Annotated in this window: 13 protein-coding genes and 1 riboswitch; of the genes, 7 read left to right on the top strand and 6 right to left on the bottom strand. The window is 57.9% G+C overall.

The annotated features are described in order from the left end of the window. Positions 1 to 267 precede the first annotated feature (267 nt). A complete protein-coding gene (gene purH / locus ACOTZD_RS22415) occupies positions 268 to 1,857 on the top strand; it encodes a bifunctional phosphoribosylaminoimidazolecarboxamide formyltransferase/IMP cyclohydrolase (protein WP_022650212.1) in 1,590 nt (529 codons plus the stop codon). 15 nt (positions 1,858 to 1,872) lie between these two features. After that, complete coding sequence (gene purD / locus ACOTZD_RS22410; protein WP_022650211.1) at positions 1,873 to 3,165, top strand: phosphoribosylamine--glycine ligase; 1,293 nt, start codon at positions 1,873 to 1,875, stop codon at positions 3,163 to 3,165. A 47-nt stretch (positions 3,166 to 3,212) separates the two neighbouring features. On the opposite strand, the gene ACOTZD_RS22405 is transcribed toward purD, so the two are convergent. The 6 genes from ACOTZD_RS22405 to nudC all read right to left on the bottom strand — a co-directional run bounded on the left by ACOTZD_RS22405 (position 3,213) and on the right by nudC (position 7,565). Continuing rightward, the gene (locus ACOTZD_RS22405) at positions 3,213 to 3,905 is read right to left on the bottom strand and encodes a DUF1481 domain-containing protein (protein ID WP_045332535.1); all 693 of its coding nucleotides are present in this window, start codon (positions 3,903 to 3,905) and stop codon (positions 3,213 to 3,215) included. 11 nt (positions 3,906 to 3,916) lie between these two features. Next, on the bottom strand, positions 3,917 to 4,189 hold the full coding sequence (hupA, locus tag ACOTZD_RS22400) for a nucleoid-associated protein HU-alpha (RefSeq protein ID WP_002445246.1): 273 nt from the start codon (positions 4,187 to 4,189) through the stop codon (positions 3,917 to 3,919). 186 nt (positions 4,190 to 4,375) lie between these two features. Further along, entirely contained in the window at positions 4,376 to 4,966 is a 591-nt protein-coding gene (locus ACOTZD_RS22395; RefSeq protein WP_003862310.1) for a YjaG family protein, read from the bottom strand. Positions 4,967 to 5,007: 41 nt separating this feature from the next. Then, entirely contained in the window at positions 5,008 to 5,679 is a 672-nt protein-coding gene (gene nfi, locus ACOTZD_RS22390) for a deoxyribonuclease V (RefSeq protein ID WP_003862312.1), read from the bottom strand. A gap of 9 nt (positions 5,680 to 5,688) precedes the next feature. Further along, entirely contained in the window at positions 5,689 to 6,753 is a 1,065-nt protein-coding gene (gene hemE / locus ACOTZD_RS22385) for a uroporphyrinogen decarboxylase (RefSeq protein WP_022650209.1), read from the bottom strand. A 38-nt stretch (positions 6,754 to 6,791) separates the two neighbouring features. After that, positions 6,792 to 7,565: an NAD(+) diphosphatase gene (gene nudC, locus ACOTZD_RS22380; RefSeq protein ID WP_023315207.1), complete on the bottom strand. Its 774-nt coding sequence runs from the start codon at positions 7,563 to 7,565 to the stop codon at positions 6,792 to 6,794. Between the two features lie 95 nt (positions 7,566 to 7,660). On the opposite strand from nudC, the gene ACOTZD_RS22375 reads away from it, so the two are divergent. From ACOTZD_RS22375 to thiS, 5 genes are all read left to right on the top strand, one after another. Beyond that, entirely contained in the window at positions 7,661 to 8,158 is a 498-nt protein-coding gene (locus tag ACOTZD_RS22375) for an Rsd/AlgQ family anti-sigma factor (RefSeq protein ID WP_022650207.1), read from the top strand. 54 nt (positions 8,159 to 8,212) lie between these two features. Further along, positions 8,213 to 8,322: riboswitch (TPP riboswitch) on the top strand. A 79-nt stretch (positions 8,323 to 8,401) separates the two neighbouring features. Beyond that, positions 8,402 to 10,297, top strand: a complete 1,896-nt coding sequence (gene thiC / locus ACOTZD_RS22370) for a phosphomethylpyrimidine synthase ThiC (protein ID WP_023315206.1) — start codon at positions 8,402 to 8,404, stop codon at positions 10,295 to 10,297. Further along, a complete protein-coding gene (gene thiE, locus ACOTZD_RS22365; protein ID WP_003862319.1) occupies positions 10,297 to 10,938 on the top strand; it encodes a thiamine phosphate synthase in 642 nt (213 codons plus the stop codon). The genes thiC and thiE overlap by 1 nt, the downstream gene beginning before the upstream one ends. Beyond that, a complete protein-coding gene (thiF, locus tag ACOTZD_RS22360) occupies positions 10,925 to 11,680 on the top strand; it encodes a thiazole biosynthesis adenylyltransferase ThiF (protein WP_022650204.1) in 756 nt (251 codons plus the stop codon). The genes thiE and thiF overlap by 14 nt, the downstream gene beginning before the upstream one ends. After that, positions 11,664 to 11,864 carry a sulfur carrier protein ThiS gene (gene thiS, locus ACOTZD_RS22355; protein WP_003862324.1) on the top strand — a complete coding sequence of 67 codons (201 nt, stop codon included), beginning with the start codon at positions 11,664 to 11,666 and terminating at the stop codon, positions 11,862 to 11,864. The genes thiF and thiS overlap by 17 nt, the downstream gene beginning before the upstream one ends.

Here is an 11,864-nt window from a genome sequence, read left to right as displayed (position 1 = left end):
TATAGGGAGTTCTCCGCAGGCCGCAACCGCTAAATGACAGAAAAATGACTGACTGCTGCATTCCACAGCAAAACCCCGCCTTATACCTTTTTACACACAGACTTATCCACAATGATACGAAAAAGTAAAAATGTGCGAGCGTTGCGCAAACGTTTTCGTTAAAATGCTCGCGCTTTACAAGGATGCCTCGTCAGGTGTGTTAGATGAGTTTTTCACAGGAAAATTCATCTAACGCTCTCTGTAATCGTGAAATCCAGGGGATTTACCATGCAACAACGTCGTCCAGTCCGCCGCGCTCTGCTCAGTGTTTCTGATAAAGCCGGTATCGTCGAATTCGCCCAGGCACTTTCCGCACGCGGTGTGGAGCTGCTTTCTACAGGTGGCACCGCGCGCCTGTTAGCAGAGAAAGGTCTGCCGGTAACCGAAGTGTCCGATTACACCGGTTTCCCGGAAATGATGGATGGACGCGTCAAAACCCTGCATCCGAAAGTCCACGGCGGTATTCTTGGCCGTCGCGGTCAGGACGACGCCATTATGGAACAGCACGATATCGCGCCTATCGATATGGTCGTTGTTAACCTCTACCCGTTCGCCCAGACCGTCGCCCGCGAAGGCTGCTCTCTGGAAGATGCGGTTGAAAATATCGATATCGGCGGCCCGACCATGGTGCGCTCCGCAGCCAAGAACCATAAAGATGTGGCCATCGTGGTGAAGAGCAGCGACTACAACGCCATTATTAATGAGATGGATGCCAACGAAGGGTCCCTGACACTTGAAACGCGTTTCGATCTCGCCATCAAAGCCTTCGAGCATACCGCCGCCTACGACAGCATGATCGCCAACTACTTCGGTAGCCTGGTACCGGCTTACCATGGTGAAAGCAAAGATCCCTCTGGCCGCTTCCCGCGCACCCTGAACCTGAACTTCATTAAGAAGCAGGATATGCGTTACGGTGAGAACAGCCACCAGCAGGCTGCCTTCTATATAGAAGAAGAGGTAAAGGAAGCCTCCGTTGCGACCGCCCAGCAGGTTCAGGGCAAAGCCCTTTCCTATAACAACATTGCCGACACCGACGCCGCGCTGGAATGCGTGAAAGAATTCAGCGAGCCGGCCTGCGTTATCGTCAAGCACGCCAACCCATGCGGCGTTGCGGTAAGCACTTCTATTCTGGATGCCTACGATCGCGCCTACAAAACCGACCCGACCTCCGCGTTCGGCGGCATTATCGCCTTTAACCGCGAGCTGGATGCGGAAACCGCGCAGGCCATCATCTCCCGCCAGTTTGTCGAAGTGATCATCGCGCCGTCCGCATCAGAAGAAGCGCTGAAAATCACTGCGGCAAAACAGAATGTGCGCGTGCTGGTTTGCGGTCAGTGGGCGGAACGCGTGCCGGGCCTGGACTTCAAGCGCGTGAACGGCGGTCTGCTGGTTCAGGACCGCGATCTGGGGATGGTGAGCGAAGCCGATCTGCGTGTCGTCACCAAACGTCAGCCAACCGAGCAGGAACTGCGTGACGCGCTGTTCTGCTGGAAAGTGGCTAAGTTCGTGAAATCCAACGCCATCGTCTACGCCAAAGAGAACATGACCATCGGGATAGGCGCAGGCCAGATGAGCCGCGTTTACTCTGCAAAAATTGCCGGTATCAAAGCAGGCGACGAAGGCCTGGAAGTGAAAGGCTCCGCCATGGCCTCTGACGCCTTCTTCCCGTTCCGCGACGGTATCGACGCTGCGGCTGCGGTGGGCATCACCTGTGTGATCCAGCCTGGCGGTTCAATCCGTGATGACGAAGTGATTGCCGCTGCCGACGAGCATGGCATCGCAATGATCTTCACCGACATGCGCCACTTCCGCCATTAATTCCCGGAGCAGAAAATGAAAGTATTAGTGATTGGTAACGGCGGGCGCGAGCACGCCCTGGCGTGGAAAGCAGCGCAGTCTCCGCAGGTTGAAACCGTCTTTGTGGCACCGGGTAATGCCGGTACGGCGCTGGAACCCGCGCTGCAAAACGTCGCCATCGGCGTGACCGATATCCCGGCACTGCTGAGCTTTGCCCAGACCGAGAACATCGATCTGACCATCGTTGGCCCGGAAGCGCCGCTGGTGATTGGCGTCGTAGACGCCTTCCGCGCAGCTGGCCTGAAAATCTTTGGCCCAACGGAGGGTGCCGCACAGCTGGAAGGCTCAAAAGCCTTCACCAAAGATTTTCTCGCGCGTCATAACATCCCGACGGCGGAATATCAGAATTTCACTGAAGTGGAGCCTGCTCTGGCCTGGTTACGTGAGAAGGGCGCGCCGATTGTTATCAAGGCCGACGGTCTGGCCGCGGGTAAAGGCGTGATCGTCGCGATGACCCTCGAAGAAGCCGAAGCCGCGGTTCAGGATATGCTGGCAGGTAACGCCTTTGGCGATGCGGGCCACCGCATCGTGATTGAAGAGTTCCTCGACGGCGAAGAGGCGAGCTTTATCGTGATGGTCGATGGCGAGCACGTTCTGCCGATGGCCACCAGCCAGGATCACAAGCGTGTGGGCAATGGCGATACCGGCCCCAACACTGGGGGAATGGGCGCTTACTCTCCTGCTCCCGTTGTTACCGATGAGGTGCATCAGCGCACCATGGACCGCATCATCTGGCCAACCGTGAAAGGGATGGCGGCGGAAGGCAATACCTACACCGGTTTCCTTTATGCAGGCCTGATGATCGACAAGCAGGGTAACCCGAAGGTGATCGAATTCAACTGCCGCTTTGGCGATCCGGAAACCCAGCCGATCATGCTGCGCATGAAATCCGACCTGGTGGATCTGTGCCTTGCGGCCTGCGAAGGCAAACTGGATGAGAAAACGTCAGAGTGGGACGAGCGTGCCTCTTTAGGTGTGGTGATTGCTGCGGGTGGGTATCCGGGTAGCTACAACACTGGAGATGAGATCCACGGCCTGCCGCTGGAAGAGATTGACGGCGCGAAGGTGTTCCACGCCGGTACGAAGCTGGCTGACGATGACCGCGTGCTCACCAACGGCGGCCGCGTGCTGTGTGCGACCGCGCTGGGCCAGACCGTGGCAGAAGCGCAGAAACGCGCCTATGCGCTGATGGCGGATATTCACTGGAACGGCAGCTTCAGCCGTCAGGATATCGGTTATCGTGCTATTGCGCGGGAGCAGGGGGAGTAATTTCCCCCTCACCCTAACCCTCTCCCTCAAGGGAGAGGGGACTTAAATCAAAAACTCTTTTCTGTCGGCTGCCAGGTGCAGAAATCTTCATTCGCCACCAGCAACAGCTGAGAGCCTTCCGGCGCTTCCAGCCATGCCACACTCACCTCCACAGATGAATGCCGCTGACGACGCTGAATGTGTTCGGTTGCCCAGGATTCAAGCTCAGGCTTCACCGTCTGCCCTTCGCAGGTGGTCACCGTGCCGTCGGCATGCCAGCGCCCCTGACGCAGCACCACGCGGCCCTGACGCAGCGCATCGCTGGTCTGGCGAAGTTGTTCAGCACGGTAGCGGTAGAGGGCGACCTGATCGCTGGAAAGCTGCTTTTTCAGTCCACTGACCTCATGCTGCATAAAGCTCAGCTCGCCGTGGTCGTCGAAACGCACCTTCACGTGTTCGGGAGTCTTACTGTAGATATTCAGTTCAATGAGCGACAGGGCATCGCCCTGCCAGCGGTATTCTGCGGTCGAGGTATTGCCGTTATGCCATGGGCTGAACGCGGTGAGCATATGGACTTCATCGCTGGAATCTTTGCGCCAGATCCTGACCGCACCCTGGTTGTCAGCGTAGCCGCTGGCGGTAAACGGGGGGAGTGAGGAATCATGACTACAGGCAGACAGCAACAGTACGCCTGCCAGCGCGAGCGTTCCACGCCAGAATGACAAAAGGGGCGTTGCCGCCCCTTCGTTAAAACTGTTCACTGCCACGCGTCTTACTTAACTGCGTCTTTCAGTGCTTTACCAGAAACAAATGCCGGCACGTTAGCTGCGGCGATTTTGATTTCTTTACCGGTCTGCGGGTTGCGGCCAGTACGCTCAGCGCGGTGGTTCACTTTGAAGGTACCGAAACCAACCAGTTGTACAGCATCGCCTTCTTTCAGAGACTCAGTAATAGCAGCCAGGGTAGATTCCAGAGCAGCTTTAGCCTGCACTTTAGACAGATCAGCCTTGTCCGCAATTACATCAATCAGTTGAGTCTTGTTCATAAGTTATCCTTTCAATGTGTTTATCGCTTGCTAAGCATCGAGTGCGACGAAAATGCCAAAAAAGCACTCTCCTGCATACACGCACCGATAGCCACTTTTTTTCGCCCCCCAAATGTAGACCAGACGGGGGGCGAAAGGGAAGAGTCGAGGAGCGACAAAACAGGCGTTAAATCACGTTTTGTTGTCTCATTGGTTAAAAATTATACCAATATTGCTCTCGCCGGCCTCGCGCAGGTCCGCGCGCAGCCCTTTGATCAGCTCAATATCACGCTCTTCACACTCTGCCAGCAGGCGGAAAATCTCCCACTGAATGTCCCATTCCTGTTCTACCGCCGGGTTAGCACGCAGCTCTTCGTCGGTCATTTCACGGCCTTCCTGGGTCATTTCCAGCATCGCAACGGTGGTAATGGATGCCTTACTGACTTCAATGGCGTGTTCCAGGGTTTCACCGCTCAGACGGGAGTGGATCAGCTCGCTCAACGCCACACAGGCATCAATGGCCGGGTAGACGCCATACAGGTCGAAATCATCCGCAGCCGGAATAGCCTCTTCCAGCTTTTCGAGCTGAGAGTCAAAATTCACCTTCGCGTCTTTGACCGTCAGCGTCTCCCAGATTAAATCCAGGATACGACGATAAATCTGGCCTTCGCCAAACGCTGTCTGCTTGCAGAACGCGGCATAGTTGGGATACATGCGCTCGCACAGGCAAGCCATAAACGTCACGTGCTGCCAGCTTTCCAGCTTTTCAAGGCGCAGATGAATCGGGTTTTGTAACATGATGATGTCTCGAATCGAAAATTAGCCGCAGTTTACCTGAATCACGGCTGAATTTCCTGCCAACGAATGAATGCCGGACGTGAAGAGGCCACGGCGTCAGCCCAGCGGGTTGGCTCCGGTAAACGGTAGCCCTTCATACAGCGTTGCACCCACGCCAGGGCGCTGTCCATGCTCACCCGATGCCCGGTTGCGATAAACAGCGGGTTGCAGCGCGCTTTACTGCGCCAGACCCACGCCAGCTGCTCGCCTTTATGAATAAGCGGCGCCAGCGCGCCCGGTTCGGCAGAGAGCGGCTCAAACGCGCCGCACAGGCGTTTTTTCGCCACGCCGATGGTCGGCACGTCCACCAGCAGACCAAAGTGGCTGGCAACGCCTAAGCGACGCGGATGGGAAATACCATGCCCATCAACAAACAGCAGGTCAGGTTTTTGCGAGAGTTGTTCCCAAGCGGCCAGCAGCGCGGGATATTCGCGGAAGGAGAGAAAGCCGGGGATATAGGGCATGGTGGTGGCGATACGCGCCACCTTGTACTCCACCAGCTCCAGCGACGGGTATTTCAGCACCACCATCGCCGCTCGCGTCACTTCACCGCCCTGCTCAAACCCGACGTCCGCCCCGCCAATGTACCGCGGAGGGTCCGTATCCAGACGATCCTCACGGATCACCGATGAAGCCAGTTCGATTTGCTGAGCGCGTAGCGACGCGAGATCCATAACCACTCCTTACTTATGATACTGGGCAGAAAGCCGATGCACCGCCTCCACAAATACGCCTGCGTGTTCAGGCGGCACATCCTGATGAATGCCGTGGCCGAGGTTAAAGACGTGGCCTTCACCCTGGCCGAAACCAGACAGTATAGTCGACACTTCCTCTTCGATACGGGCAGGCTGTGCATAGAGCATGGACGGGTCCATGTTGCCCTGAAGCGCCACTTTGTCCCCCACGCGACGGCGCGCATCGGCAATATCGGTGGTCCAGTCGAGGCCCAGCGCGTCGCAGCCGGTGGCCGCCATCGCTTCCAGCCACTGGCCGCCGCCTTTGGTAAACAGCGTCACCGGCACGCGACGGCCTTCGTTTTCACGCAGCAGGCCATCGACAATTTTGTGCATGTAGTACAGGGAGAACTGCTGATAATCACGTCCGGTCAGCACGCCGCCCCAGGTGTCGAAAATCATCACCGACTGCGCACCTGCTTTAATCTGCGCGTTGAGGTAGAGCGTGACGCTCTTCGCGAGCTTGTCGAGCAGCGCATGCAGGGCCAGCGGCTCGGCGTACATCATCTTTTTGATGACGGTAAAGGCTTTGCTGCTGCCGCCTTCCACCATGTAGGTGGCCAGCGTCCACGGACTACCGGAGAAGCCAATCAGCGGCACATCGCCTTTGAGCTCGCGGCGAATGGTGCGCACGGCGTTCATCACATAGCCCAGCTCGCCTTCCGGATCGGGGATCGGCAACTTATCAACGTCGGCTTTGCTTTTGATCGGTGAGGTAAAACGCGGGCCCTCGCCGGTTTCGAAATAGAGCCCAAGGCCCATCGCATCCGGAATGGTGAGAATGTCCGAAAAAAGAATGGCGGCATCGAGCGGGAAGCGGCGCAGCGGCTGGAGCGTCACCTCACAGGCCAGCTCGGCGTTTTTGCACAGCGACATAAAATCGCCCGCCTGCGCGCGCGTGGCTTTGTACTCTGGCAGATAGCGTCCCGCCTGGCGCATCATCCACACCGGGGTGACATCAACGGGCTGGCGCAGCAGCGCACGCAGATAACGATCGTTCTTCAGTTCGGTCATTTTGCAGTTCCTTATTGCGTCAGTCCGTCAGTGTAACACTACTCATACTCGGCCCGACACATTGCCACGGTATCTTCTATCAGGCGACGCGCCACCGTTCCCGGCGGGGGCAGCAGCGGTAAATCGTCGTAGCGATACCAGTTCGCCTCCAGCAGCTCTTTCTGATCGATAACAATCTCGCCGCTGTCGTATTCCGCCATAAACGCGGTCATCAGGGACATCGGGAACGGCCACGGCTGCGACGTCACATAGCGCAGGTTTTTCACCTTAATGCCGCTCTCCTCCATCACCTCACGCGCCACCGCCTGTTCCAGCGTTTCGCCGACTTCCACGAACCCGGCGAGGACAGTATGAATGCCGTTGCGATGACGGGTATGCTGCGCCAGCAGGATGGAATCATCACGGCGGATGGCGACAATGATGCACGGTGCGATTTGCGGATAGTAGCGTTCACGGCAGTGGCCGCAAAGCATTGCCCACTCGGTTTTGCTCGGGTGCATGGTGTGGCCGCAGTAGCCGCAGTATTTGTGCGAGCGGTAAAACTCCGCCAGCTGCACGCCGCGCCCCGCCAGCTGGAACAGGCCGACATCCCGATCCAACACCTGACGAACGGATCCCATATCCTGACGACGAGCCTGTAGGATCAACCATACCGGATCGCCCTGCCACTCGCCGATCCGCAGCGCAGGTTGGCCGACGAGATCGAAGATTTCTGCCGCACCGTAGGGTATCTCCCCACCGGGCAGCCACAACTTTTGCTCGTGACTGACGATCCACCAACCCAGATCTGATTTTTCAATAATACGATCCATATCTATTGCACTACCTTCGCTTCACTGACATGTTGTTAGCATTGTGGTTACATTTTGGATAAGCAGATCCCATTCTAAACCTTATGGAGTCGACCATGTTAAACCAGCTGGAAAGCCTGACTGAGCGCGTTGGAGGAAGTAACACCCTGGTGGATCGCTGGCTACATGTGCGCAAGCATCTCCTTGTGGCGTATTACAATCTGGTCGGTCTTAAGCCTGGCAAAGAATCCTTTATGCGGCTGAACGAAAAAGCGCTGGATGATTTTTGTCAGAGCCTTGTCGACTACCTCTCCGACGGCCATTTCAACCTTTATGAACGCATTATCCGCGAAATGGAAGGGACAACGCCGTATTTAGCGGCCAGTAAACTCTGTCCGCTGCTGGAAGCCAACACCCAGCGGATCATGGACTACTACGATTCCGCGCTGGAGAACGCTATCGATCACGATAACTATCTTGAGTTTCAGCAGGCGCTTTCCGACCTTGGCGAAGCGCTGGAAGAGCGATTCACGCTGGAAGACAAGCTCATCGCCCTCGTGCTGGACAACAACCTGAATATCAGCACCAGCGATAACGTTGCGCGCCCTGCTTGAGTTCTTAATCGTTAACGAGTAATTTACAACCATTCGCCCCTCTGCGGAGGGGGATTTTTCTTGTCGGAGTGCCCAGTGTGAAAGCACGGGCTGAGACCGTTAATTCGGGATCCGCGGAACCTGATCAGGTTAATACCTGCGAAGGGAACAAGAGTCACACTGCTGTTGTATCGCCCCTGAGGCGATCTTCTCTTGCTTCATCCGTCGTCTGACAAGCCATGTCCTTCACTTTTGGAATGAGCTATGTCTACTGCAAAACTGACCCGCCGCGAACAGCGCGAACACGCACAACGCTTCATCGACACCCTGGAAGGCACCGCTTTCCCGAACTCGAAACGCATCTACATTTCCGGCTCACAGGCTGATATCCGCGTCCCGATGCGCGAAATCCAGCTCAGCCCGACGCTTATCGGCGGCAGCAAAGACAACCCGCAGTTTGAAGACAACGAAGCCGTGCCGGTGTATGACACCTCGGGCCCGTACGGCGATCCTGATGTTGCTATCAACGTCCAGCAGGGTCTGGCAAAGCTGCGCCAGCCGTGGATAGAGGCGCGTAACGACTGCGAAGAACTGAGCGTGCGCAGCTCTGCGTACACCAAAGAACGCCTGGCCGACGACGGTCTGGACGCGCTGCGCTTTACCGGCCTGCTGACGCCGAAACGCGCTAAAGCGGGCAAATGCGTAACCCAGCTGCACTACGCGCGCCAGGGTATCGTCACGCCGGAGATGGAGTTCATCGCCATCCGCGAAAACATGGGCCGCGAGCGCATCCGCAGCGAAGTGCTGCGCCACCAGCATCCAGGTGAAGGGTTTGGCGCTCGCCTGCCGGAGAACATCACGCCGGAATTTGTGCGTGATGAAGTGGCCGCCGGGCGCGCCATTATCCCCGCCAACATCAACCACCCGGAATCCGAGCCGATGATTATCGGCCGCAACTTCCTGGTGAAGGTCAACGCCAACATCGGCAACTCAGCGGTGACGTCATCCATCGAAGAAGAGGTGGAAAAGCTGGTCTGGTCGACGCGCTGGGGCGCGGATACGGTGATGGACCTTTCCACCGGCCGCTATATTCACGAAACCCGCGAATGGATCCTGCGTAACAGCCCGGTGCCGATTGGCACCGTCCCGATTTATCAGGCGCTGGAGAAGGTCAACGGCATCGCCGAAAACCTCACCTGGGAAGCGTTCCGCGACACGCTGCTGGAGCAGGCGGAACAGGGCGTGGACTACTTCACCATCCACGCGGGCGTGCTGCTGCGCTACGTGCCAATGACGGCGAAACGTCTGACCGGCATCGTCTCGCGCGGCGGTTCCATTATGGCGAAGTGGTGCCTGTCCCATCATCAGGAAAACTTCCTCTACGAGCACTTCCGCGAAATTTGCGAAATTTGCGCCGCTTACGACGTCTCCCTGTCGCTGGGCGACGGCCTGCGTCCTGGCTCCATCCGCGATGCTAACGACGAGGCGCAGTTTGCCGAGCTGCACACGCTGGGGGAGCTGACCAAAATCGCCTGGGAGTACGACGTGCAGGTGATGATTGAAGGCCCGGGCCATGTGCCGATGCAGATGATCCGTCGCAACATGACCGAAGAGCTGGAGCACTGCCACGAAGCACCGTTCTACACGCTGGGGCCACTGACAACTGACATCGCGCCGGGCTATGACCACTTCACGTCAGGCATTGGGGCGGCGATGATCGGCTGGTTCGGCTGCGCCATGCTCTGCTACGTGACGCCGAAAGAGCACCTCGGCCTGCCAAACAAAGAGGACGTGAAGCAGGGACTGATTACCTACAAGATTGCCGCCCACGCGGCGGATCTGGCGAAAGGCCATCCGGGCGCGCAAATCCGCGATAACGCCATGTCCAAAGCGCGCTTTGAATTCCGCTGGGAAGACCAGTTCAACCTGGCGCTGGATCCGTTTACCGCCCGCGCCTATCACGATGAAACCCTGCCGCAGGAATCGGGCAAAGTTGCGCACTTCTGCTCCATGTGCGGACCAAAATTCTGCTCGATGAAAATCAGCCAGGAAGTACGCGATTACGCCGCCGCGCAGACCATTGAAGTCGGCATGGCGGACATGTCGGAAACCTTCCGCGCGAAAGGCGGCGAAATCTACCTCAAAAAAGAGGAGGCATAATGTACCAGCCTGATTTCCCCCCTGTCCCCTTCCGCTTAGGGCTTTACCCGGTGGTGGACAGCGTGGCGTGGATAGCGCGCCTGCTGGAGGCAGGCGTTCGCACGATCCAGCTACGCATTAAGGATAAACGCGATGAAGAGGTGGAGGCCGACGTGATCGCCGCTATCGCGCTGGGACGTCGCTACCACGCCCGCCTGTTTATCAACGACTACTGGCGGCTGGCGGTTAAACACCAGGCGTACGGCGTGCATCTGGGACAGGAAGATCTGGAAACGACCGATCTCAACGCGATCCGTGACGTCGGTCTGCGGCTGGGCGTTTCTACCCATGATGATATGGAGATCGACGTGGCGCTGGCAGCCCGCCCCTCTTACATCGCGCTCGGTCACGTTTTCCCGACGCAAACCAAACAGATGCCGTCCGCTCCACAGGGCTTGACGCAGCTGGCGGCCCACGTTAAGCGCCTTGCCGATTACCCCACCGTTGCCATCGGCGGGATCAGCCTTGAACGTGCGCCCGCCGTGCTGGAAACCGGCGTCGGCAGTATCGCCGTCGTCAGCGCTATCACCCAGGCCGCAGACTGGCAGGCCGCCACCGCACGGCTTTTACAACTGGCAGGAGCAGGCGATGAAAGATCGTGATTTTATGCGCTACAGCCGCCAGATCCTGCTGGAGGATATCGCCATCGACGGGCAGCAAAAGCTGCTCGCCAGCCGGGTACTGATTGTCGGCCTGGGCGGATTAGGCGCCCCCGCCGCGCTGTATCTGGCCGGTGCGGGCGTGGGTACGCTGGTACTGGCCGATGACGATGAAGTACACCTCAGCAACCTGCAACGGCAAATCCTCTTCACGACAGAAGATGTTAACCAGCCTAAGGCGCAGGTTACGCGCCAGCGGCTGAACCAGCTTAACCCCGATATCGAACTGGTTGCGCTCCAGACGCGGCTTAGCGGAGACGAGCTGCAACGCGAAGTTGCCCTTGCCGACGCGGTGCTGGACTGCACGGACAACATGGCGACGCGTCAGGCCATCAACGCGGCCTGTGTTGCACAGAACACGCCGCTGATCACCGCCAGCGCGGTCGGTTTCGGCGGGCAGATAATGGTGCTTACGCCGCCGTGGGCACAGGGCTGCTACCGCTGCCTGTGGCCTGACGAGGCTGAACCGGAGCGTAACTGCCGCACGGCAGGCATTCTGGGCCCGGTGGTGGGCGTGATGGGTACTCTTCAGGCGCTGGAGGCCATCAAGTTGCTCAGCGGCATAGAGACAGAACGCAACACGCTGCGGCTGTTCGACGCCCGCTCCAGCGGATGGCGTCATCTGGTGTTAAACCGCGCCAGCCACTGCCCGGTATGCGGAGGCCGCAATGCGCATTCTGTTTAACGATGAGCCGATGACGTGCGACGACGATCTTACCGTTGCCGCCCTGCTCGACACGCTGCGCCAGCTGAAGCCGGGAACGGCGCTGGCGCTCAATCAACAGATCCTGCCGCGCGAGCGGTGGGAACATCAGCAGGTCAATGAAGGCGACCAGATCCTGCTGTTTCAGGTTATCGCAGGGGGCTGA

Source organism: Enterobacter cloacae complex sp. SHL022, assembly GCF_049237785.1.
GTDB lineage: Bacteria > Pseudomonadota > Gammaproteobacteria > Enterobacterales > Enterobacteriaceae > Enterobacter > Enterobacter hormaechei_C.
The sequence above is the reverse complement of the archived record's forward strand: the minus strand, read 5'-3'. Positions and strand labels throughout refer to the sequence as shown.

What these genes read in the sequence shown, in the direction of transcription:
- ACOTZD_RS22375 (WP_022650207.1), top strand. Translation starts at nt 7,661, where the DNA reads ATGTTAAACCAGCTGGAAAGCCTGACTGAGCGCGTTGGAGGAAGTAAC.
- hupA (WP_002445246.1), bottom strand. Translation starts at nt 4,189, where the DNA reads ATGAACAAGACTCAACTGATTGATGTAATTGCGGACAAGGCTGATCTG.
- thiC (WP_023315206.1), top strand. Translation starts at nt 8,402, where the DNA reads ATGTCTACTGCAAAACTGACCCGCCGCGAACAGCGCGAACACGCACAA.
- thiF (WP_022650204.1), top strand. Translation starts at nt 10,925, where the DNA reads ATGAAAGATCGTGATTTTATGCGCTACAGCCGCCAGATCCTGCTGGAG.
- nfi (WP_003862312.1), bottom strand. Translation starts at nt 5,679, where the DNA reads ATGGATCTCGCGTCGCTACGCGCTCAGCAAATCGAACTGGCTTCATCG.
- ACOTZD_RS22395 (WP_003862310.1), bottom strand. Translation starts at nt 4,966, where the DNA reads ATGTTACAAAACCCGATTCATCTGCGCCTTGAAAAGCTGGAAAGCTGG.
- purH (WP_022650212.1), top strand. Translation starts at nt 268, where the DNA reads ATGCAACAACGTCGTCCAGTCCGCCGCGCTCTGCTCAGTGTTTCTGAT.
- thiE (WP_003862319.1), top strand. Translation starts at nt 10,297, where the DNA reads ATGTACCAGCCTGATTTCCCCCCTGTCCCCTTCCGCTTAGGGCTTTAC.
- hemE (WP_022650209.1), bottom strand. Translation starts at nt 6,753, where the DNA reads ATGACCGAACTGAAGAACGATCGTTATCTGCGTGCGCTGCTGCGCCAG.
- purD (WP_022650211.1), top strand. Translation starts at nt 1,873, where the DNA reads ATGAAAGTATTAGTGATTGGTAACGGCGGGCGCGAGCACGCCCTGGCG.
- nudC (WP_023315207.1), bottom strand. Translation starts at nt 7,565, where the DNA reads ATGGATCGTATTATTGAAAAATCAGATCTGGGTTGGTGGATCGTCAGT.
- thiS (WP_003862324.1), top strand. Translation starts at nt 11,664, where the DNA reads ATGCGCATTCTGTTTAACGATGAGCCGATGACGTGCGACGACGATCTT.